This window comes from Sneathiella chungangensis (assembly GCF_009882935.1).
Lineage (GTDB): Bacteria > Pseudomonadota > Alphaproteobacteria > Sneathiellales > Sneathiellaceae > Sneathiella > Sneathiella chungangensis.
Genome location: NZ_WTVA01000015.1, coordinates 64,442 through 85,115 on the forward strand (window position 1 = coordinate 64,442; position 20,674 = coordinate 85,115).

Here is a 20,674-nt window from a genome sequence, read left to right on the forward strand (position 1 = left end):
TCTGACTATTGCCAGAGCGGGCGCGCGGCGCTTGCCGTTCCTTTCGCCTCCCCCCAAGGCCCCGAACTCGCAATGCCGACCCATCGCAGTGGCGGAATCGTCGCCTGCTGTATTTCCACAACTCCGTGCCGCGAAATTCTTGCGATCAGTCGCCCGGAAATTCCGGTCTTTGCAAGGCTGCACCGGATCGCGTCGCCGGGCAGCCAGTATTTAGCCGGCGCTTCCCCCTGAATGCGATAGCGTTTTTCGGGCAGCTTTCCGATCGTAATACTGCAATCCCCGGAGAAGGAAAGTCCGGGATCCCCGGCAATCTCGAGCTCAATCATGTCTGCATTTCCTGCGGATACAGACGAAATGATCGAGAAAAAGAATGCAAGCGCCAGCTTTCCTATGCGGTCGATTGAACTCATGGAACCAGTTTAAAAGCTCATAGTTAACAAAAGGGAAATCCGGCAGTTATCGGTGAGCGTGGACAAACTGTCAGCCTGAGAAAGCAGACTATGACGTCGGGGGCAGGTCCATATCGAGAATAGTCATATGAAAGGCAAAGGAAACCTCGCCTTCATCCTCGTCTCTGTAGACGACGCCGATAAACTCGTCGCCCAGCATTACTTCAGCTGTTCCGTCTGACGGTCGGCGCTCCTTGACGTTAAAGCCATCGTTGCCAAATTTCTCACGCAGATACCGTTGCACACGTAATGTTTCCGTTCTTGTCATATTCGCCCCGCGTTTCTAGAGAATTTCCAGCGAATCCGCGATCGGACCTTTCAAACCCATCCGCACAACGCATTTAACCTTCGTCTTAAGTTTGAGTTCCTCCGGATTAATATCGGAGCGTTCAAGCATGTTGGTATGAATGAAAACATCCTCCCCACCGCCATCAGGCGTTACAAATCCGTATTTATGCTCCGGCACGTAAGTCGTCACGACACCTGTAATCTCTATATCGCTGGCAGGGGCAACCTCCTCATCCTCTTCAGGCTCATGAATGGCAACAACCTGCTGGCCGCGGTCGCCGTCGGCAAGATCGCAGAGGATCTGCATCCCTTCACGCAATTCGTGATAGGAGGTGTTCTGTAGGACAGAAATATGCACAAATGCATCCGGCGATCCATCGGCCGGAGACACAAAGCCAAAACCCTTGGCCTCGTCAAAAAACTTCACAGTTGCCGAGATATTCTTACGGACTGCCTTGGACGGTTTACGATCGTTCATCCTTTAAGGACCTCATTTTTTCAATCAAACATGCGCCAAACCCGGTCAGCGGATAAAGCTCAAAATCTTTCCGATGGTTTTTAACAGATCAAAGAGCCGCTGTCTTTAGCGTTATTTGCGGTCCGTTTTCCAGGCAATATGCCGAATTCATCCCTCCGCAGCGGCACGACGGGAAATACTATGTTGAATCAGCCGGACAATTTCAGGGCGCGCGCCCACGGCCCCCGCATAATGGACAGCGCGAACGGATCTCGACTTTTTCCGCCAATCCTCAATGGCGCCCGGCACATCTTCGGCCGCGTGCGGCCCCTCGGCCGCGAATAATCCGACCAGTACCAGAGGTGGGCCATTTTCCGATAACGCCGCGAGCCACTCATCCAGAAATGGTGATTGGCTCAAGAATGCGACTGAAACATCGCCAAATTCTCCTCTCGCCTCGACCGCGCGCTGCTGCAGATAGGCGGCGTCGGCCGACGCGCGGGACTTTTCCGAACCATGCGCCACCAGCACGACATGGACATCCGCCGTTCGGTACCTGTTGTCGCGGCAAATATCCCGCACCATGGTGGAAAGGATACCCGCGAGTTCCGGGTCGGTGCCGAGGGCCTCGCACTGAAAGAGCCGGCGCTCTCCCCCGATACGTTGCCCATCTGTTAGGTTGAAAAGTTCTGGAATTCGCCGGGTTACGAAATATCCATTGCTCATAAAGAAGGGCAGCAGAAAAATTTCTCCGGGCGGCAGGTCGGGAATGGCCTGGTCACGGGCCAGAAAGAAAAAGTCGACGGTGCCGTAGCGATTGCTTTGCCGAAGCGTAAGCGCATGCTCCATAGCCGCTTCCTGCGCGCCATCAGATCTGCTGGAGCCATGGGCGATGATAATGACGGATGGGCGAGACGGCGACATTGAAACCCTCTGATAGCAATTGTTCCGGCCAACAAGGTCCGTGACAAATTCGATATGTTTACAAATATTCAGGCAACTTTGGAAAAAATATCATCGTCGAGTCCCTTTACGGCACGACGTAAGATCGGTATTTAGTTTTTTGTAGCCCGCGGGTGAACAAATATGTGATAATGATTTTCATTAATGGCAATTAAAAAAACGAAAGCCATGAACTCGGTAAATAATTCCTAATGGGAGGGAACTAGAAAATGATCAAACGTACAATCATGTCGATTGCTGCAATTTCCGCCGCATCGATGATGACGTTCAGCGTGTCCGCCGCCGAAATGGTGGATGGGCCGGAAGTCAACTGGAATGTCTCGACTTGGGGCAAACAAAGAGCATTTACGGCAAGTGTTGAAGCGATCAGAGACTATGTCGCCGAACGCACCGGTGGAAAATTCAATATCAAGGTCCATTATGGTGAAGCCCTGTCCAAGGCGAAGGAAAACCTGGACGGCATCAAGCTTGGCGCCTTTCAGATGGCGATGTTCTGCTCTGCATACCATCCCGCGAAGAATCCGACCCTCTCCGGATTGGATCTTCCGTTTCTGCCCTTTCCGAACCTGAGAGTGCAAAGCAAGGTGCATGAGGCATATTATGCCGATCCGGCCGTTGCCGATGATCTGGCCCGCTGGGATGCTAAATTGCTTATGAGCTCCCTACTGCCGCAATATGAATTCACAGGTGTTGGTGAGCCTCCGCTGAAGCTTGAGGACTGGCAGGGCAAGCGTGTCCGTGCTCTGGGCGGAATTGGTGAAGCCATGAAGAAACTCGGCGCTGTCCCGACAACCGTGCCGGCACCGGAAGTTTACACATCGCTGGAGCGCGGCACTGTGGAAGCAGCGTCCTTTCCTTTCACCTATGCTCATGTCGCATATCGTCTGACAGACGTTGGCAAATGGTATACGGCGAACATGTCTCCAGGTGCCAACAATTGCCCGGTTGTTGTCAATATTCCGGCCTATGAAAGCCTGCCGCCGCAGTATCAGAAGCTCCTTGAGGAAGCCAAACCTTCGGCTTATGAAGCTCTTTACGCTGCCTATGAAGCGGCCGACGCGAAAAACTTCCCGCTTATGAAGGAAAAGGGAATTCAGCCGATCACTTACTCCGAAGAAGAAATCGCAAGATTCCGCGAAGTCGGGGCAAAGCCGGTCTGGGATGAATGGGTCGCCAAAATGAATGCCGACGGTTATCCTGGAGATCATCTTCTTGAGTTGATCATGACGACTTCCAAAGAAGCCGCCACCAATTAACTTTTTCGATAGAGGGTCTGGTACGCCAGACCCTCTTTCAACATAAGAAAAAATCATGACATCAGCAAATCCGCCTAAGGGATCGGCGTTCAAGTCGGCTTTTGCCGCCTTTGACCGCGGGTTTTCCAAACTCGAAGATGTACTGAATGGCTTTTCCGCTCTCGCAATATTTTTTGTGATGATCATTGGTGTCACACAGGTATTCAGCAGGAAACTCCTTAATCAGCCCATTCCGGGATATATCGATTACATCGAACAAAGCATGGTTATTTTTGCTTTCTTCGGAATCGCATATTGTCAACGCCTTGGCGGACATGTGCGCATGGACCTATTCATGGCCAAGCTAAACGGGCGGCTCTTGTATTTCTTTGAATCGCTGGCGACCCTGGTTGGACTTGTTGTCATCACGATCTTGATTGATACGAGCTGGCTGCATTTTTTGAGGGCGTATGAATTAGGGGATTCGACGATTGACATCGGAATTCCGATCTGGCCGGCAAAATTGGTCATTCCCGTCGCCTTCTGCATCCTCTGGGTCCGGTTCGCGTTACAACTGATCGGATTTGTGCGGCTTTTCGTTCATCCAAGCTCACAGATCATCGCTGTACCGGTCATCGAGGATGTAACCGCCATTGCCCGCCACGAAATTGAAGATGCGCTCGGCGAAGAGGCTGCCAAGGCCGCCAAGTTTGATGAAACCTATATTAAAAAGGGTAAAAAGTGATGGAGCTCGATCCTCTCGTCTCCGGCGTGATCGGCATGGCTGCCCTGATCGTCATGGTTTTTCTGGGCGTACGGGTCTATATTGCCGCGACGGTCGTCGGCATGCTCGGTATTGTGTCCATCATCGGCTGGAGTGCCGGCACCGGCATCGTCGGCACCATCCCCCATTCCAAGGCGACGCTCTATTCTCTGAGCGTTCTGCCGATGTTCATTCTCATCGGGTTTCTTGCCTTCCATGCCGGCATTACGACCTCCGCATTTGACGCTGCAAAAAAATGGATCGGCTGGGTTCCGGGCGGCCTTGCCGTTGCCACGGTGTTTGCTGCCGCCGGTTTTGCCGCTGTGTCCGGCGCGAGTACCGCGACCGCCGCCGTCTTCAGCCGTGTGGCCATTCCGGAAATGCTGGAAAACAAGTATGATAAGAGATTGGCAGCAGGCGTGGTTGCCGCGGGCGGTACGTTGGCGTCCCTCATTCCGCCGAGCGCCATTCTGGTTATCTACGCAATTATTGTCGAGCAATCAGTCGGCGCGTTGTTGCTCGCCGGCTTCATTCCCGGCATCGTTTCCGCGCTGATTTACGCGCTGATAATTATGGGGCGCGCCACCGTCAATCCGAAGCTTGGCCCTCCCGTTCGCGGTTTTACCTTCGGCGATCGAATGAGATCACTCCCGGGCACGCTTCCCATCGTCGCTGTCATCGGCATCATTTTCAGTGCGATCTACGGCGGTTGGGCGACACCGACGGAGGCCGGCGCCCTCGGCGCATTCGTCGTCCTGATCTTAGCCTTTTTCCATGGCATGCGCACCAAGGAACTGAAAGACGCGCTGTTTGAAACCGCCAAGCTGTCGGTGATGATTTTCTCGATCATCTGGGGCGTTCTGGTTTTCGTCCGCTTCCTCGGATTTTCAGGGCTGCCCGAAGCTTTTGCGGACTGGATTCTTCATCTTCCGCTGCCGCCGACGGCCATTATCATCCTGATCCTTTGCGGCTATGCTATTCTCGGCATGTTTATGGATGCCATCGGAATGCTGTTGCTGACCTTGCCGGTCGTCTATCCCGCCGTTATCGCACTCGGCTACGATCCGATCTGGTTCGGCATCATCGTCGTGAAGATGGTGGAGATATGCCTCATCACGCCGCCGATCGGATTGAACTGCTACGTGGTCAACGGCGTCAGACCGGATATACCGCTCGCCGATGTGTTCCGCGGAATCGGTCCGTTTTTCGTTGCCGATGTCCTGACGATCGCCCTGTTCATCGCCTTTCCGTGGCTCATTACTTGGCTGCCGCAAACGATGCTAAACTGATTTCGACGACATAGTCCGGCCTCCTGCCAATATCAAAAACAACAAGGAGTAGGTAAATGGATTTCACGCTGACAGAAGAGCAGCAGGCGATTTCTGAGAATGTCGCAGCATTGTGCGCCCGTTTCGATGACAACTACTGGCGTGAGAAAGATCGAACGGGAGATTTTCCCTTCGACTTTCACGCCGCCATGGCGCAGGCGGGCTGGCTCGGTATCACCATGCCGGAAGAATTCGGCGGCGCCGGCCTTGGCGTTACCGAAGCAGCCCTGATGATGCATGAAGTCGCACGGTCTCCGGGCGGCATGTCAGCAGCATCGGCAATCCACATCAATATCTTCGGTCCGCATCCCATCGTCGTTTTTGGCAATGAGGAGCAGAAGAACCGCTGGCTCCCGCCCCTCATCAAAGGGGAAATCAAATCCTGCTTTGGGGTGACGGAGCCCAATGCCGGCCTGAATACGACGGCCCTTGAAACCCGGGCGGAACGGACGGAAAACGGCTATCTTGTAAACGGTCGCAAGATCTGGACAACGACCGGGCAGGAAGCCGACAAGATCATGCTTCTCGCGCGAACGACCCCCAAAGATAAATGCAAGAAGGCGACAGACGGCCTTTCGCTTTTCTTCACGGACATGAACCGGGATCATATGGACGTCCGTGTGATCGACAAGATGGGCCGGAAGGCCGTCGATTCCAACGAGGTTTTTATCGATAACCTGCCGGTGCCTGCGGAAGACCTGGTCGGGGAGGAAGGCAAGGGATTTCACTATCTCCTGCACAGCCTGAACCCGGAGCGGGTACTTGTCGGGATCGAAGCCATCGGCATCGGCAAGAACGCCCTCGCCCGCGCCGCCAAATACGCGCGGGAACGGGAGGTATTTGGCCGCCCCATCGGCATGAACCAGGCGATCCAGCATCCGCTCGCCGAGAACTGGATGGAACTGGAAGCCGCCTATCTGATGGCGATGAAGGCCGCGTCAAATTACGATGCGGGCCTCGAAGCCGGAACCTACGCCAATGCCGCGAAATATCTCGGTGCGGAAGCAGGTTTCAAGGCCTGCACTCAGGCCGTCATGACCCACGGCGGAATGGGCTATGCGAAGGAGTTCACGGTTGAGAGGCTGATGCGCGAAGTGATGATCTGCCGGATCGCTCCGGTCAGCCCGCAACTCGTCCTTTGCTACGTTGCCGAAAAGGCGCTTGGCATGCCGAAGTCCTACTAAAAAACTTCCTTGAAGGATCGCAACCAATGACCAAAGCCAATGACGGCCCTCTGACCGGCGTGCGTGTTATCGATCTCACATCGGTGCTTCTGGGCCCCTACGCCGCCCAGATATTAGGGGATATGGGAGCAGACGTCATCAAGGTGGAAGGCCCGGAAGGAGACACGACACGGGATCTCGGCCCCCGCCGCTCACCGGGAATGGCTGCCGTCTATCTCAATGCCAACCGGAACAAACGGGCGCTTGGGATCGATCTTAAGTCAAGTGACGGCCGGTCGGCATTCCTCAAGCTGGTGGAAACGGCGGATGTGCTGCTCCATAACATGCGCCCCTCGGCCATCAAGCGACTGCGGCTTACCTATGATGATATTCGGGCGGTCAATCCGAATATCGTTTATTGCGGCGCCTTCGGCTTTAGTCAAAAAGGACCCTATGCGAACAAACCCGCCTATGACGACATGATTCAGGGGGTAAGCGGTCTTGCCGCCACGCAATCGAAGTTGATGGGAAGGCCGGGCTATATGCCGACGGTGATTGCCGACAAGGCGACGGCGCTCACGGCGGTCTATGCCCTGACGATGGCCCTCTTTCACCGGGAACGAACGGGCGAAGGGCAGGAGGTCAACGTCCCGATGTTCGAAACCATGGTGCAGTTTCATATGCTTGAGCATCTTTATGGCGGCAACTTCGACCCGCCTCTGGGGCCAATCGGCTATCCGCGCGCGATTTCACCGAACCGGCATCCCTACGAAACCAAGGATGGCATGATCGGCGTGCTCCCCTATGTCGACAAGCAATGGCGCGCATTTTTCGAGATGGCCGGCCGCCCGGAACTGATGGAGGATCCACGCTTTAGCAATATCGAGGCACGCCTCGACAATATCGATGCGGTTTATGAAGTGCTGAGTGACATTATCAAGACGCGGACATCCGCCGAATGGCTAGCCGACCTCGATGCCGCCAGCATTCCAGCGGTTCCCATCAATGGTCCGGAAGATCTTCTGGAAGACGAACATTTGAAAGCGACCGGCTTCTGGCAAACAATGGAGCATCCGACAGAGGGGCGCCTGACCTATCCGGCGATACATACGGAATTTTCGGCGTCTCCCGGTCGCGTCCGGCGTCACGCGCCCAGACTCGGCGAGCATAACCGCGAAATCATGAAGGAAATCGGCCTCTCCGACACAGAAATTGACAGTATGGTTTCCTCGGGTATTCTCTGTTCTAAACCCTGATACGCGGCCGGGCACGACAAAAAACAAGAATAAAGAAACAGGCTATGCATATACGTGAATTCGCAAAAACAATGCCGGACAAACCGGCCATCATAATGGCCGGCAGTGGTGCGACGACGACCTACAAGGAACTTGACGAGCGGTCAAATCAAGGCGCCCAATATTTCCGCTCAAAAGGGTTGAAGGTTGGCGATCATGTCGCCTTCATTCTTGAAAACAACCCGAAATTTTACGAAATATGCTGGGCGGCCCAACGGGCCGGGCTTTATTACACCGCCATCAGCACGCGGCTGACAGTGGAAGAGGCTGCCTATATTATCAATGACTGCGGCGCGCGTATTTTCATCACATCCCATTACAAGTCGGACCTTGCGGCACAGCTTCTGGACCGCTTGCCCAACGTTGGGGAAAAGCTGATGATCGACGGGACGATCCCCGGCTATACGTCTTATGAAGAGGCCGTTGAAAACTTTCCGACGACGCCCCTTGCCGACGAATGCGAAGGCTCCGACATGCTGTATTCGTCCGGGACGACGGGCCGGCCAAAGGGGATCAAGCCAAAGGAAATCGGCAACCCTATCGGAACCGAGGACAATCTCTACAACATCCTGAAAAACAGCTACAAAGTCACGGACAAGACGCTCTATCTCTCCCCCGCCCCGCTCTATCATGCCGCGCCGCTTCGCTATAACATGCGCTCACAGCGGTTTGGCGCGACCTGCGTCATCATGGAGCATTTCGACGCGGAGGAATATTTACGGCTGGTTGAGAAATACAAGATCACCCATTCCCAGCTGGTACCGACCATGTTCGTCCGGATGCTCAAACTTCCCGAAGACGTGCGAAAAAAATATGATGTCAGCTCCCTTCAGGTGGCCATTCACGCCGCAGCCCCCTGCCCGGAGAAGGTGAAGCATCAGATGATGGAATGGTGGGGTCCCATCCTCTATGAATATTACGCCGGGACGGAAGGTAACGGCTATTGCGCCGTCGCGCCGCAGGAATGGCTCGCCCATCCCGGCACCGTCGGGCGCGCCATTATCGGCGTCGTTCACATTGTCGATGAAGACGGGACGGAGCTGCCCGCAGGCAAAGCAGGTGCGATCTATTTCTCGGACGGACGCGATTTTTCATATCACAACGATCCGGAACGCACGGCCCAGAGTTTCAACGACAAGGGCTGGAGCACGCTTGGAGATGTCGGGTATCTGGACGAGGAAGGCTTCCTTTACCTTACCGACCGGCAGACCTATATGATTATTTCCGGCGGCGTGAATATCTATCCGCAGGAAATAGAGGACTTGCTGCTCACCCATCCGAAGGTCTATGACGCCGCCGTGATCGGCGTTCCAAACGAGGAATTCGGCGAAGAGGTGAAAGCGGTGATTCAGCCCGTGGACATGAAATTTGCCGGAGAGGATCTGGAAACGGAGCTGATCGAATTCTGCCGCGCCAATATCAGCCATGTCAAATGTCCGCGGTCGGTCGACTTCGATGCGGAGCTTCCCCGCCATCCGACGGGGAAACTCTACAAGCGGCTACTGAAAGACAGATACTGGGGCGACAAAAGGTCCCGTATCGTCTGACATCACGATGCGAGCCTAACTTCCTTGAGGCCGCGCATATTTTCGAGGGTCTGACGGCAGGCTCTCGCCGCTTCCTGCCCCTTGATCACGAAATGCTTGCGGAAAAATTCCCGATGAGCATCCGTCTCCTGGAAGTTATGGGGCGTCAAGACGACGGAGAGAATCGGCACGCCGGTATCAAGCTGGACACGCATCATAGCATCAAGAACCGTCCGCGCGACGAAGTCATGGCGGTAGATGCCGCCATCGACGATCAGGCCCGCCGCCATGATCAGATCATAACGGCCGGTTTGTGACAGTTTCTGCGCCATCAGCGGAATTTCGAGGCTGCCGGGAACATCGTGAATGTCAAACAGATCCCGATCATAACCGCAGTTTACCAGCTCATTTATAAAGGATTTCCCGGCTTCGCCGACAATATCCAAGTGCCAGTTCGCCTGTATGATGGCGATGCGGTCAAAGCTTTTACGAATGTCCGGGGTTTGTTTGTCAGAATTGGTGTTTTTGTTTTTCATTTTTGGGCCTTGTTTCTTCAAGTTGACAAAAACCCAAGGCAGATAGGACAAAGACGCAGATCGGCACACGCCAATCCGCCCATTCTTTTTCCTGTTCTCTTCCATCCGGACTATCACCGTCGGCTTCGGATTTGCACCGAATCTGCTGACCCCGCGTCTGCGGGCGCTCGCGGGCTTGAACAGAATTCTGTTCTTTACCGCCGGTAGGGACTTTCACCCTGCCCTGAGAACACTCCCTCAAGGTAAGGAGGGAATATCACCTTATAGTCTAGGGATGTTTTCTCCGTTTGCAAGCAGTGGCGAATATATTTACCTTGGCCCGCACGACTTTTCCGCCCGACCCTGGAGGACATTTTGGACGACCATGCCTTCACCACGATCCTGAAAGACGTCATCCGTTATAATCAGCTCGAGCGATATTTTATTTCCAATACGGGATCACTCGAGACCGCCGCCAGCCATTACGATCTGATGCCCAATGTCGATGCAATCAGACAGGATCTGGCGGATATCGGCGGGCTGAAACTATCGCACGCCCAACGGCGGATGCTAATGATCCTCGTCGCTCTCTGGCAGGGACAAATAGCGGATGAGCTGTTCGGTGAAGGCCTTGGCAGTATTCCCAGGATTATCCAGTCCATGGACCGCAACAACCGCGAAATGCTCGGCGATCTGATCCTCGCCTATCCGGGGTGGTGTTAAGACGGACCGGGAAATCGCAATTGATTTTTACCGACCGGCGACAAATATTCATTCTATAGTAAACAGTTATGAAGTAGCTTTACATCATGATGGACTGGAACAAGCTTCTTTCGACCCGGCGGTATGGGCAGGATCACGACGATCCTGTCATTGCCTCGCGCAGCCCGTTCCATAAGGATCAGGACCGCATTGTCTTTTCCTCCGCCTTCCGGCGTCTGCAGGACAAGACCCAGGTCCATACCCTCGCCGAGAGCGATTATGTCAGGACGCGCCTCACCCATTCGATGGAGGTCGCCTCCGTCGGACGCTCCCTCGGCGCCAATGCCGGACAGGTCATTATCGACCGGCATCTCAAGGGAAGCGACTACAGCCCTGCTGATTTCGGCCATATCGTTTCGGCCGCCTGCCTCGCCCATGATATCGGGAATCCGCCTTTCGGCCATTTCGGCGAGGAAATCATCAGGCATTGGTTTAAAAATGGCGACGGCGCCGCCGAACGCTCCGAGGGATTGACCGAGGCGCAGAAACGCGACCTTGAAATGTTCGAGGGGAATGCGCAAGGCTTTCGCATTCTCACCAAGTTGCAGAACTGGCGCAACTCCGGCGGCTTGAGGCTGACCTACGCGACACTCGGCGCATTTATGAAATACCCGAGGACGTCAATTGTCGGGGATACCTTGCCCGGCGACAGCGGCGGCAAGAAATTCGGTGTCATGCAGTCCGAACGCGATACGTTTCGTGAAATCGCCGGCGAGCTGGAGCTCCTGCAGCGGGGAAGCGAGGATTACTGGAGCCGTCATCCTCTCACCTACCTCGTCGAGGCGGCGGACGATATCTGTTACAGCATTGTCGATATAGAAGACGGCTATAAGCTCGGTCGTCTCGATTACAAGGAAACCGAGGATTTGATGATCCGTATCCTCGGAAGCCCTCCGAAACGCTATGCCGAGGTGGAAGATCCGTCCGAACGCATATCCTATCTCCGCGCCAAATGCATCGGTCGTCTGATCGGCGAGACTTCCGATATTTTCAAGGATTGCGAAGGGGAAATTCTGGCAGGTAATTTCAAAGGTGATTTGCTACACCATTCACGGCGGGCGAAGATATTTGACGAGATCTATGCGCTTTGCCAGCGAGAAATATATCGCCATCCGGAAAGAATTCAGGCGGAGTTGAGCGGCGCGGAAATCCTGACCACTCTGCTCGAGGCTTTTTACGACGCCAACCTTGACTGGGAAAAATTCATCCAGTCGAATATACCCATGCCTCCCCGTTCGACAGTCCTTATGACGCTCTTTCCGGACGGAAAGGACCAACCCGTGCCGCGGTATGACTGGCTGCTTGGTATCACCGATTTTGTATCCGGTATGACGGACAGCTTCGCCGTCCGGCAATTCAGAGAAATTCGCGGGATAGTTTAACAGGCGGCCATCAGTGACCGCCGTATTTTGGCGGCGGTAACGCCCTGTTAACCAGAATCCGGTACAATTTTTCTTTTAAGCTTCAGGCTAATGACGTCCATGCTGGTTGATTCCACACTTTACGGCGATCGTATCGCCGAATTGTTCGCCAAGATGCCGACGCCGACGCGGGTCAGTACAGCCCGTGCCGCGGCTGAAGGATTTGCCGCGCAAAACATGGCCGATGAAGATCTTGCGCTGACCCAGGCCATCATCGATTATTTCGTCGAAGACATCGACGTCGCCGTCCGTCAGGCGATCGTCGATGCCGTGAAGGACTGCGAGTTCCTCTCACATGAAATTGCCATGAAACTTGCGCGCGACGTGGATGAAATATCGCTTCCCATCGTCACTCATTCGCCGGTGCTCTCGGATGAAGATTTGTGGGCTATTCTGCAAAATGCCACGAATATCAAGCAAACCGCCATTGCCGGGCGCCCTCATCTCGGCGTCAAGTCGACCGCCTGGATTGCCGAGGTCGGATGTTATTCCGCTATCAAGGCCTGCCTTCAGAACGAGACCGCCATCATTGGAAAAGTGGCCTACAACCATATTCTCGGCCGGTTTGGCGACATTGACCCCATACAGGAGCTTCTCGTTCACCGGCCTTTCCTGCCCTCTGAAATTGTCTACCGGCTTTTCGATTTTATTTCTGAGGAATATAAACAGATTCTCCTCGATAGAAATCCGGTCTCGGAATCGACCTCGGTGCGCAAGATCCTGAATGCGCGGGAAAAGGCCCTTGCGAAGACCCTTGATCAACGAATGACGGACCATGAGCAGAAGAAGAAAAGCCTCGCTCTCGCCCGTGAAGGTCGGCTGACGGCAACATTGATGCTGCGCCTTCTGATCATGGGCAATCATTCTTTCTTCGCGGCAGCGCTCGGCCATGCGTCCGGTATTTCGAAAAAACGTGTCGTCTCCCTGACGTCGGGTCGGGGTTATCTTGGTTTCCAGCGCCTGTATGACAGGGCGGAATTGCCGCCTTATCTCTACAGCGCGTTCCGCACCGCGATGGAGGAACATCGCAAGGCCGAACATTATCATCCGCGCGCCGATCGCGATAACTTTCGCCAACGTCTCATAGATAGGATTGCGACGATCTACGGATGGGAGGATGGCCTGTCGCTGGAAGATCTGATGGAAAAACTGCTTCCCAATCGGCAGCATTGACCCTTACACTCCTGGCAGTCAACAACAACAAGAACCGGAACTGCCAGTGACAAAATCCATCGATTACTATCTCACCCTGATTTCTCCCTGGGCCTGCCTCGGCCATGACCGCTTCGTTCGGATGGCGCGGGAGAATGATGCGAAAATTAATGTTATTCCCGTCAATTTCGGAACGGTGTTCGGCGAAACCGGCGGCCTTCCACTTGCCAAGCGCAGCCCTCAGCGTCAGAGCTATCGCCTGATGGAATTGGCCCGCTGGCGAGAGGAACTCGGCATCCCGATCAACACCCATCCCAAGTTCTTTCCGGCATCGGAACAAACGGCGGCGCGGATCGTAACGGCGGTCACCCGGGATGGCGGAGACGCGACAGAATTGGCGGGCCGATTTCTGAAACTCGTCTGGCTGGAAGAGGGGAACATCGCCGATGAAGCGACGGTGATAAATATCACCAATCAAGCGGGTTTCGACGGGGAACGGCTCTTCAAGGAAAGTGAGAGTCCGGAAATCACGGCACTTTACGAAAATAATACGAAGAAAGCGATTGAAAGGGGAGTGTTCGGGGCGCCCACCTATATCATCGACAATGAACTCTTCTGGGGTCAGGATCGACTTCACTTCGTTGAAAAAGCCCTCAGGAAATAAAAGAGAAAATAAAAAGGAGACAGGGAATGACGCTAGATCCACAAGCGAAATGGGTACTCGACGTCGCGGAGGAGAAAGGGCTGCCCTCACTCGATCAACTGACGCCGACCGAAGCGAAGGCGGCCTATGAGACGAGGGCGCTGACTTTGACGTTCAAGGATGTCGACATCGGCAAGACGATGGACCTGGATATTCCGGGGCCGCTTGGCGATATTCCGATCCGGATTTATCATCCGGTCGGAATGTCGGGAAGCCTGCCGGTTCTGGTGTATTACCACGGCGGCGGATGGGTCATCGGCAGCCGCGATACCCACGACAGCCTGTGCCGTCTGATCGCAAATTCAGGGCCGTTTGTCGTGGTTTCGGTGGATTATCGCATGGGGCCCGAGCATCGCTTCCCTGCGGCGGTTCAGGATTCCGTTGCCGCGCTGAACTGGACGGCGGCGCATATTGGCGGGCATGGCGGAGATCCCGCGAAAATCGCCGTTGGCGGCGATAGCGCCGGTGGCAACCTCTCTGCCGTTGTGTGCCTAATCGCGCGGGAAGAGAAGAGCTATATGCCGACATTCCAGTGGCTGATCTATCCGGCAACCCGCATGGAGATGTCAACGCCCTCCCATCAGAAATTCGCGGAAGGCTATTTCCTGACCAAGCCTCTCATGGAATATTTCCAGGGTCACTATCTGAGAAACGACGAAGACCGCAAGGACTGGCGCGCATCGCCTCTGCTGGCCGATAGCCTGAAAGGCCTGCCGCCCGCCCTGATCCAGACCGCCGGTTTCGATCCCCTGCAGGATGAGGCGATTGAATATGCCGAACGCATGAACCGAGAAGGAGGCAATGCCGTTCATACCCATTACGAAGGAATGATCCATGGCTTCCTCAATCTTGGCGGCGCAATTGACAAGGCCGCGGAATGTGTAAATGAGGGCGTTGCGGCCCTGCGCGACGCTTTCTCAAAATAGAGCGGAGACACAAAAAAGGGGCCATCCGGCCCCTTTTTCTTACTCTTCCTAAAATACTTACCGCCAGCCGACGCGATCGAAAATCTTGACGGCGTCAGCCTGCGCATCGGCAACCTTGTCGAGCCCGACTTCGTCCGCCTTGAATGTGCCCCAGCTCTTAACCGTTGCATCCAGCTCCACGCCGGGTTTTACCGGAAACTCGTAGTTGGTGGAGGCGTAGAATTCCTGCGCTTTGGTATCGGAAAGATACTCGATCAGCTTGATCGCCGCGTCCTTGTTCTTTGCAGACTTAGTGACGGCGGCGCCGGAAATATTGAAATGCGCCCCGCGACCGTCCTGGTTCGGCCAGAAAAGAGCAACTTTCTCCGTTGCTTCCACCTGGGCCGCGTCGTCGGAATTCTGCATGGCGCCATAGTAGTAGGTATTGGCGATCGCTATATCGCATTCGCCTGCCGCAACAGCCTTGATCTGATCACGGTCGCCGCCCTGCGGTTTGCGGGCGAGATTATCCTTTATTCCCTGCGCCCATTTCTCCGCAGCCTCGGCGCCATCATGCACGACAATGGACGCCAAAAGAGACTGGTTATACGCATTGCTGGAGGAGCGGACGCAGATACGGCCCTTCCATTTTGGATCGGCCAGATCCTCATATGTCGACAGGTCGGACGGCTTTACCCGGTCCTTCGAATAGAACAGCACACGGCTGCGGGCGGACAGACCATACCATTGACCATCGGGATCCCGGAAATGCGGCGGTATGTTCGCATTCAGCTTTTCCGACTGGATCGGCTGCAGGACCCCGGCTTTTTCATGGGCGGCTATGCGGCTGATATCAACGGTCAGAATAGCGTCGGCAGGGCTGTTATCCCCTTCTGATTTCAGCCGTTCAAGCATCCCGGATTTGGAAAAGACCACATTTACCTTGATGCCCGTATCCTTCTCGAACTCGTCCAGAATAGGACGAATGAGGCTTTCCTGCCGCGAAGAGTACAGATTCACTTCTTCGGCGAGCGCAGGGGCTGCCGTCGAATTCAATGCCAATGCCGCGAGGACCAGGGGCATGGAAAGTTTGAAGCGCATATCAGATCCTTAGTTAATAATGCAAATGATTCTCAATTCTTGCGGAGTCATAAACCGAAATAAATTTTATTGCAAGTCATTATCAGTTTCATTGTCAGGTCAACTGAAAAGAAAAAGCGGGGGTGTTTCCACCCCCGCTTTACCTGCCCTGAAATGACAACCAGACGGTCCGGCTGCTGTTACGCAACCTCATCCAGAACCGTGCGGATGGTATCGAAAATCTGGTCGATATGCTTCTTTTCAACAATCAAGGGAGGGGAGAGCGCGATAATATCGCCGGTGGTCCGGATCAGGACCCCCTTCTCATAGCATTTCAGGAACGCTTCGAACGCCCGCGCCGTCGGCTTACCGGGAATGGATTCGAGCTCAATTGCGCCGATCAGTCCAAGGTTCCGCAAATCAATCACATGCGGCGCGCCCTTCAACGAATGGACCGCCTCTTCCCAGTAGGGTGCAATTTCATTCGCCCGCTCGAACAACCCTTCTTCCTTGTAGCAATCCATAGTTGCCAATCCGGCCGCGGCGGCAACCGGATGTCCGGAATAGGTATAGCCATGGAACAGCTCGATCATGTTGTCGGGCCCGGTCATGAAGGCATCATAGATATCCTTGGAGCATACCACACCGCCCATTGGGATTGTTCCACTGGTCAGGCCCTTTGCGAGCGTCACAAGGTCCGGTTTCACGCCAAAGAAATCGGTGGCAAAGGCCGAACCGAGACGCCCAAAACCTGTAATTACCTCGTCAAAGATCAGGAGAATGCCGTGCTTGTCGCAAATCGCGCGCAGCCGTTCCAGATAGCCCTTCGGCGGCAGGATCACGCCGGTGGAGCCGGCGACCGGCTCGACAATCACGGCGGCGATGGTCGATGCGTCATGCAGCGTGACCAGCCGCTCAAGTTCATCCGCCAGTTCGGCGCCATGCTCGGGCTGGCCCCGGCTGAAGGCATTCTTTTCAGGAAGATGGGTGTGCGGAAGATGGTCGACCCCTGTGAGCATCGTCCCGAATGTGCGTCGATTGGCGACAATACCGCCAACAGAAATACCGCCAAATCCGACGCCATGATATCCGCGTTCCCGCCCGATAAGACGCGTGCGGGCGCCTTCTCCGCGGGCACGGTGATAGGCGAGAGCAATTTTCAATGCCGTATCGACGGATTCTGATCCGGAATTGGTGAAGAACATATGATCGAGGCCGCTTGGAAACATTCCCGTGACGCGCGCGGCGAGTTCGAAAATTTTCGGATGCCCCATCTGGAAGGCCGGCGCGTAATCCAGCTCGGCAATCTGCTTGCTGACCGCTTCGACGATCCGCGGTTCCGCATGACCGGCATTACAGCACCAGAGCCCGGCGGTTCCGTCCAGGATGGGTTGACCTTCGGCATTGTTGTAAAACATACCCTTTGCGCCAACGAGCATGCGCGGGTTCGACTTGAATTGCCTGTTGGCCGTAAAGGGCATCCAGAAGGCATCAAGGTTGTTCGGTGAGGAGGCGGCATTATCTGACATTATTAAACTCCAAGAATTCAGCTTTTCCCTACCCTACCGGGATCAATGTTTTGCACAAGATCAAAATAAACCCCTTGTTTTCGGCCATTTTTTTGATAGCGTGACGATTCTCATGTTTAATATATTAAACAATCAATCGAATCATATTTTGGGGGCTTTCAATGGAATTCGATCTCGGCGCACGACTGAGGAGTCTTCGTGAGCAACACGGCCTTTCACAAAGGGAGCTCGCCAAGCGGGCCGGCGTCACCAATGGAACAATCTCGATGATCGAGCAGAACCGCACGAGCCCCGCCGTCGGATCGTTAAAGAAAGTGCTGGACGGTTTTCCGATCGGCCTCGCGGATTTCTTTGCCAATGATTTTACGTCCCGCCGAAAAATCTTTTATGACAGCAGCGAACTGACCGACATCTCGGACGGGAAAATCTCCTACCGGCAGGTCGGCCGGGATTTATCGGGAAAGGCGCTGCAGGTTCTTCATGAAGTCTATGCGCCCGGCGCGGATACGGGACGCAGCATGCTGTCCCACCAGGGCGAGGAAGCGGGCGTCATCGTCAAGGGCCGGCTCGAGGTTACGGTCGGGGCCGACAAGAAAATTCTCAAAGCCGGCGATGCCTATTACTTTGAAAGCCACCGTCCGCACCGCTTTCGTGCCATCGGCGAAGAAGATGTCATCGTCGTCAGCGCCTGCACCCCGCCGAGTTTCTAGGCTAGAGCGGCGTATCGACGCCTACGGCATCCTGAAGGTTCAAAAAGCCATCTTTGCGAAGCAATTTGGCGAGCCCTTTCGCAATCTCCACCGCGACGTAAGGCCCTTTGTAGACCATCGCCGTATAAAGCTGCAGAAGCGACGCCCCGGCGCGAATGCGGGCATAGGCATCCTCCGCGCTCTGTATGCCGCCAACACCGACGATGGGTTTCCGGCCCTGCGTTGCCCGATACATTTCCTTCAACACATTTAGGGAGATCGGCTTCAAAGGTTGACCACTCAACCCGCCGACCTCAGATTTTTGCGGGTCACGAAGGCTCGCGGGTCGGGTAATCGTCGTATTGCTGATAATCAGGCCGTCGATATCCATTTCAAGAACCGTCGCCGCGATATCGGACTTGTCGGCATCCGTTAGATCAGGCGCTATTTTCAGAAGGATTGGAAAATAGGCCACACCCTCCGCCATGATATCCCGGCGCTTTTCGCCAATTCGACCAAGCAGATCTTGCAGCTCCGCCTTCCCCTGCAGCGCGCGCAGCCCGGGCGTGTTCGGTGAGGAAATGTTCACCGTCACATAATCTGCAACCGGCGCCAGACGCTCCATGCCCTCAACATAGTCCGCGATACGGTCGGAGCTGTCCTTATTCGCGCCGAGATTCGCCCCGACGATGATATGTTTCGGGCGGGCTGCGAGATTGCAGGCCGCGACATCAAGGCCCTTGTTATTGAAACCCAGCCGGTTGATGACCGCGTTATCGGTGCGCAGACGGAAAATCCGCGGCCGGGGATTGCCTGGCTGCGGCCTTGGGGTAACGCTTCCCGTCTCGAGAAATCCAAAACCGAGACCGGCCAGCCCCGAGAGCACTTCGGCATTCTTGTCATAGCCGGCGGCAAGACCAACCGGATTCGGAAAGCGCAGACCAAACAATTCGGTCGAGAGGATGGGGTCAATGTCGTTGTCAACACGCGGTAAAAGCCCGTTCTTCAACGCGCGAATTGACAGGTTATGCGCCTTTTCCGCATCCAGCATGAAAAGCAACGGGCGTATTATGGGATAGAAACTGTTCACGGCCTATTCGAGCCTGGGGAAAATATGGAGATTTTCGGGGCCAAGCGGCAATTCGACAGCGTCCCTTACAAGCGCCGGATCAAGCGGGCCGTAAAGATGCGGAAATAATATGCCGCCGCGCGCCGGCTCCCATTTCAGCGCGGCTCCAAGGGGCCCCGCATCGACAGAAATCAACAGCAGGTTTTTGACCCCGGCGCGATGTTTGGCGGCGGAACCCACAACAGTTTCACGGGTCGAAAAATGAATAAATCCATCTGCCTTGTCCGCAGCGGTACCGTGATACGCACCGGTTTCTAGGGCATGCATCCATTCCCGTTTGTCAGCCATATGATAGATCGTTGTCATGTTGGGATCTCGTGGTTGGGTCCGCCGCATAACTACAGGAACCGTCGGTCTTTGAGAAGGAAAAACCACCTCAACTCATCGCGGAGGACCGAGCGATACTTGCCTGCCGCGACAATTATCTGATAGAGATCGGATAAGCATAATCAAATTGAGGATGGTCCGGCGATGGCAGGTGTCTATTTCTATAACGGCGACTGGTATGACGAAAGCCCGAGGGTCATGGGCCCGATGGATCATTCGTTCTGGATGGCGTCCACCGTTTTTGATGGCGCCCGATCTATTCAGGGTATGGCGCCGGATCTCGACAAGCATTGCGCCCGCCTGGCGCGCTCGGCCCGTGCGCTCGGCTATAACCCGACGATGGAAACCGGCGAAGTGCTCGAGCTCTGCAAGCAGGCCGTTCGGAAGCTTCCCAAGGAATCAGAGCTTTATATCCGCCCCATGTATTTCGCACGCGGTGGCTTTATTGATCCGGAACCGGACAGCGCCGAATTCATTCTTGCGGTTTACGACAGCCCGATGCCGGATGCGAGCGGCTTCTCCGCGCATTTTGCGAAAGAACGGCGCCCGGCGCGGGATATGGCGCCGACCGATGCAAAGGCGTCCTGCCTGTATCCCAACTCCGGGCGCGCTGTCGCCGCCGCACGCGCCGCCGGTTTCGATAATGCGATCCTGATGGATGCCAATGACAATGTTGCGGAGTTTGCGACCTCAAACATATGGACGGTCAAGGATGGCGTCGCCTTCACGCCGGCGGCAACCGGGTGCTTTCTCGCCGGCATCACCCGGGAGCGGGTGAAGATTCTCGCAGATGCGGCAGGAATCGAAGTCTGCGAGACCTTTATGTCGCGTGAAGACGTCATGAACGCGGACGAGATTTTCAACAGCGGCAACTTCGGCAAGATCATGCCCGTCACCCGCATCGAGGATCGGGAACTACAACCCGGTCCGGTGGCAGTAAAGCTGCGAAAGATGTATATGGACTTCGCCCGCGAGAGCCAGCTCTTCTAGAAAGA

22 protein-coding genes and 1 riboswitch are annotated in these 20,674 nt (G+C 55.0%); of the genes, 13 read left to right on the forward strand and 9 right to left on the reverse strand.

Annotated elements, in window-relative coordinates:
- Positions 1-5: 5 nt before the first annotated feature.
- The 4 genes from GQF03_RS13320 to GQF03_RS13335 form a co-directional block, all read right to left on the reverse strand.
- A complete protein-coding gene (locus GQF03_RS13320; RefSeq protein WP_161339790.1) occupies positions 6-326 on the reverse strand; it encodes a hypothetical protein in 321 nt (106 codons plus the stop codon).
- Positions 327-498: 172 nt separating this feature from the next.
- Entirely contained in the window at positions 499-717 is a 219-nt protein-coding gene (locus GQF03_RS13325; RefSeq protein WP_161339791.1) for a DUF3126 family protein, read from the reverse strand.
- Positions 718-732: 15 nt separating this feature from the next.
- Complete coding sequence (locus GQF03_RS19205; protein WP_161339792.1) at positions 733-1,215, reverse strand: cold-shock protein; 483 nt, start codon at positions 1,213-1,215, stop codon at positions 733-735.
- A gap of 147 nt (positions 1,216-1,362) precedes the next feature.
- Positions 1,363-2,118 (reverse strand): CbiX/SirB N-terminal domain-containing protein, encoded by a 756-nt coding sequence (locus tag GQF03_RS13335; protein ID WP_161339793.1) that lies wholly within the window; start codon positions 2,116-2,118, stop codon positions 1,363-1,365.
- A gap of 248 nt (positions 2,119-2,366) precedes the next feature.
- Between GQF03_RS13335 and dctP the strand changes: the two genes are divergently transcribed.
- Genes dctP through GQF03_RS13365 form a run of 6 tightly spaced genes read left to right on the forward strand, consistent with a single transcriptional unit; the run spans position 2,367 to position 9,488 of the window.
- Positions 2,367-3,413, forward strand: coding sequence for a TRAP transporter substrate-binding protein DctP (dctP, locus tag GQF03_RS13340; protein WP_162858487.1), 1,047 nt, complete (start codon positions 2,367-2,369; stop codon positions 3,411-3,413).
- Between the two features lie 55 nt (positions 3,414-3,468).
- Positions 3,469-4,137 carry a TRAP transporter small permease gene (locus GQF03_RS13345; RefSeq protein WP_161339794.1) on the forward strand — a complete coding sequence of 223 codons (669 nt, stop codon included), beginning with the start codon at positions 3,469-3,471 and terminating at the stop codon, positions 4,135-4,137.
- Positions 4,137-5,444: a TRAP transporter large permease gene (locus GQF03_RS13350; RefSeq protein ID WP_161339795.1), complete on the forward strand. Its 1,308-nt coding sequence runs from the start codon at positions 4,137-4,139 to the stop codon at positions 5,442-5,444. Before GQF03_RS13345 ends, GQF03_RS13350 begins: the two co-directional genes overlap by 1 nt.
- A 56-nt stretch (positions 5,445-5,500) precedes the next feature.
- A complete protein-coding gene (locus GQF03_RS13355) occupies positions 5,501-6,667 on the forward strand; it encodes an acyl-CoA dehydrogenase family protein (protein ID WP_161339796.1) in 1,167 nt (388 codons plus the stop codon).
- Between the two features lie 26 nt (positions 6,668-6,693).
- Entirely contained in the window at positions 6,694-7,902 is a 1,209-nt protein-coding gene (locus tag GQF03_RS13360; RefSeq protein ID WP_161339797.1) for a CaiB/BaiF CoA transferase family protein, read from the forward strand.
- A 44-nt stretch (positions 7,903-7,946) separates the two neighbouring features.
- Complete coding sequence (locus GQF03_RS13365) at positions 7,947-9,488, forward strand: AMP-binding protein (protein ID WP_161339798.1); 1,542 nt, start codon at positions 7,947-7,949, stop codon at positions 9,486-9,488.
- Positions 9,489-9,490: 2 nt separating this feature from the next.
- Here the strand turns inward: GQF03_RS13365 and GQF03_RS13370 are convergent, their stop codons facing one another.
- Positions 9,491-10,003: a 6,7-dimethyl-8-ribityllumazine synthase gene (locus tag GQF03_RS13370; RefSeq protein WP_161339799.1), complete on the reverse strand. Its 513-nt coding sequence runs from the start codon at positions 10,001-10,003 to the stop codon at positions 9,491-9,493.
- Positions 10,004-10,092: 89 nt separating this feature from the next.
- A riboswitch (FMN riboswitch) is annotated at positions 10,093-10,238 on the reverse strand.
- A 119-nt stretch (positions 10,239-10,357) separates the two neighbouring features.
- Here GQF03_RS13370 and GQF03_RS13375 point away from each other — a divergent pair.
- The 5 genes from GQF03_RS13375 (at position 10,358) to GQF03_RS13395 (ending at position 14,946) form a co-directional block, all read left to right on the forward strand.
- Positions 10,358-10,705, forward strand: coding sequence for a hypothetical protein (locus GQF03_RS13375; RefSeq protein WP_161339800.1), 348 nt, complete (start codon positions 10,358-10,360; stop codon positions 10,703-10,705).
- A gap of 86 nt (positions 10,706-10,791) precedes the next feature.
- Positions 10,792-12,126, forward strand: coding sequence for a deoxyguanosinetriphosphate triphosphohydrolase (locus tag GQF03_RS13380; RefSeq protein ID WP_161339801.1), 1,335 nt, complete (start codon positions 10,792-10,794; stop codon positions 12,124-12,126).
- A 99-nt stretch (positions 12,127-12,225) separates the two neighbouring features.
- A complete protein-coding gene (locus GQF03_RS13385) occupies positions 12,226-13,338 on the forward strand; it encodes a DUF2336 domain-containing protein (RefSeq protein ID WP_161339802.1) in 1,113 nt (370 codons plus the stop codon).
- 46 nt (positions 13,339-13,384) lie between these two features.
- A complete protein-coding gene (locus GQF03_RS13390) occupies positions 13,385-13,981 on the forward strand; it encodes a DsbA family protein (RefSeq protein WP_161339803.1) in 597 nt (198 codons plus the stop codon).
- 26 nt (positions 13,982-14,007) lie between these two features.
- Entirely contained in the window at positions 14,008-14,946 is a 939-nt protein-coding gene (locus tag GQF03_RS13395) for an alpha/beta hydrolase (protein WP_161339804.1), read from the forward strand.
- Between the two features lie 57 nt (positions 14,947-15,003).
- On the opposite strand, the gene GQF03_RS13400 is transcribed toward GQF03_RS13395, so the two are convergent.
- Both GQF03_RS13400 and aptA read right to left on the reverse strand, forming a co-directional pair.
- Positions 15,004-16,026, reverse strand: coding sequence for a Fe(3+) ABC transporter substrate-binding protein (locus GQF03_RS13400; RefSeq protein WP_206375999.1), 1,023 nt, complete (start codon positions 16,024-16,026; stop codon positions 15,004-15,006).
- Positions 16,027-16,205: 179 nt separating this feature from the next.
- A complete protein-coding gene (gene aptA, locus GQF03_RS13405) occupies positions 16,206-17,534 on the reverse strand; it encodes an omega-aminotransferase AptA (protein WP_161339805.1) in 1,329 nt (442 codons plus the stop codon).
- Between the two features lie 161 nt (positions 17,535-17,695).
- Here aptA and GQF03_RS13410 point away from each other — a divergent pair, with 161 nt between their 5' ends.
- Positions 17,696-18,244 (forward strand): cupin domain-containing protein, encoded by a 549-nt coding sequence (locus GQF03_RS13410; RefSeq protein WP_161339806.1) that lies wholly within the window; start codon positions 17,696-17,698, stop codon positions 18,242-18,244.
- A gap of 1 nt (position 18,245) precedes the next feature.
- Here the strand turns inward: GQF03_RS13410 and GQF03_RS13415 are convergent, their stop codons facing one another.
- Together GQF03_RS13415 and GQF03_RS13420 are read right to left on the reverse strand one after the other, a co-directional pair.
- Positions 18,246-19,313: a quinone-dependent dihydroorotate dehydrogenase gene (locus GQF03_RS13415; protein WP_161339807.1), complete on the reverse strand. Its 1,068-nt coding sequence runs from the start codon at positions 19,311-19,313 to the stop codon at positions 18,246-18,248.
- A gap of 3 nt (positions 19,314-19,316) precedes the next feature.
- Positions 19,317-19,658, reverse strand: a complete 342-nt coding sequence (locus GQF03_RS13420; protein WP_161339808.1) for a DUF952 domain-containing protein — start codon at positions 19,656-19,658, stop codon at positions 19,317-19,319.
- 165 nt (positions 19,659-19,823) lie between these two features.
- On the opposite strand from GQF03_RS13420, the gene GQF03_RS13425 reads away from it, so the two are divergent.
- Positions 19,824-20,669: a branched-chain amino acid aminotransferase gene (locus GQF03_RS13425; protein ID WP_161339809.1), complete on the forward strand. Its 846-nt coding sequence runs from the start codon at positions 19,824-19,826 to the stop codon at positions 20,667-20,669.
- Positions 20,670-20,674 lie beyond the last annotated feature (5 nt).

Excerpts from the sequence above, each read along its gene's own strand:
- GQF03_RS13350 (WP_161339795.1), top strand. The coding sequence starts at position 4,137 with ATGGAGCTCGATCCTCTCGTCTCCGGCGTGATCGGCATGGCTGCCCTG.
- GQF03_RS13420 (WP_161339808.1), bottom strand. The coding sequence starts at position 19,658 with ATGACAACGATCTATCATATGGCTGACAAACGGGAATGGATGCATGCC.
- aptA (WP_161339805.1), bottom strand. The coding sequence starts at position 17,534 with ATGTCAGATAATGCCGCCTCCTCACCGAACAACCTTGATGCCTTCTGG.
- GQF03_RS13335 (WP_161339793.1), bottom strand. The coding sequence starts at position 2,118 with ATGTCGCCGTCTCGCCCATCCGTCATTATCATCGCCCATGGCTCCAGC.
- GQF03_RS13345 (WP_161339794.1), top strand. The coding sequence starts at position 3,469 with ATGACATCAGCAAATCCGCCTAAGGGATCGGCGTTCAAGTCGGCTTTT.
- GQF03_RS13380 (WP_161339801.1), top strand. The coding sequence starts at position 10,792 with ATGATGGACTGGAACAAGCTTCTTTCGACCCGGCGGTATGGGCAGGAT.
- GQF03_RS13400 (WP_206375999.1), bottom strand. The coding sequence starts at position 16,026 with ATGCGCTTCAAACTTTCCATGCCCCTGGTCCTCGCGGCATTGGCATTG.
- GQF03_RS13410 (WP_161339806.1), top strand. The coding sequence starts at position 17,696 with ATGGAATTCGATCTCGGCGCACGACTGAGGAGTCTTCGTGAGCAACAC.
- GQF03_RS13370 (WP_161339799.1), bottom strand. The coding sequence starts at position 10,003 with ATGAAAAACAAAAACACCAATTCTGACAAACAAACCCCGGACATTCGT.
- GQF03_RS13320 (WP_161339790.1), bottom strand. The coding sequence starts at position 326 with ATGATTGAGCTCGAGATTGCCGGGGATCCCGGACTTTCCTTCTCCGGG.
- GQF03_RS13395 (WP_161339804.1), top strand. The coding sequence starts at position 14,008 with ATGACGCTAGATCCACAAGCGAAATGGGTACTCGACGTCGCGGAGGAG.
- GQF03_RS13385 (WP_161339802.1), top strand. The coding sequence starts at position 12,226 with ATGCTGGTTGATTCCACACTTTACGGCGATCGTATCGCCGAATTGTTC.
- GQF03_RS13425 (WP_161339809.1), top strand. The coding sequence starts at position 19,824 with ATGGCAGGTGTCTATTTCTATAACGGCGACTGGTATGACGAAAGCCCG.
- GQF03_RS19205 (WP_161339792.1), bottom strand. The coding sequence starts at position 1,215 with ATGAACGATCGTAAACCGTCCAAGGCAGTCCGTAAGAATATCTCGGCA.
- GQF03_RS13325 (WP_161339791.1), bottom strand. The coding sequence starts at position 717 with ATGACAAGAACGGAAACATTACGTGTGCAACGGTATCTGCGTGAGAAA.
- GQF03_RS13365 (WP_161339798.1), top strand. The coding sequence starts at position 7,947 with ATGCATATACGTGAATTCGCAAAAACAATGCCGGACAAACCGGCCATC.
- dctP (WP_162858487.1), top strand. The coding sequence starts at position 2,367 with ATGATCAAACGTACAATCATGTCGATTGCTGCAATTTCCGCCGCATCG.
- GQF03_RS13355 (WP_161339796.1), top strand. The coding sequence starts at position 5,501 with ATGGATTTCACGCTGACAGAAGAGCAGCAGGCGATTTCTGAGAATGTC.
- GQF03_RS13360 (WP_161339797.1), top strand. The coding sequence starts at position 6,694 with ATGACCAAAGCCAATGACGGCCCTCTGACCGGCGTGCGTGTTATCGAT.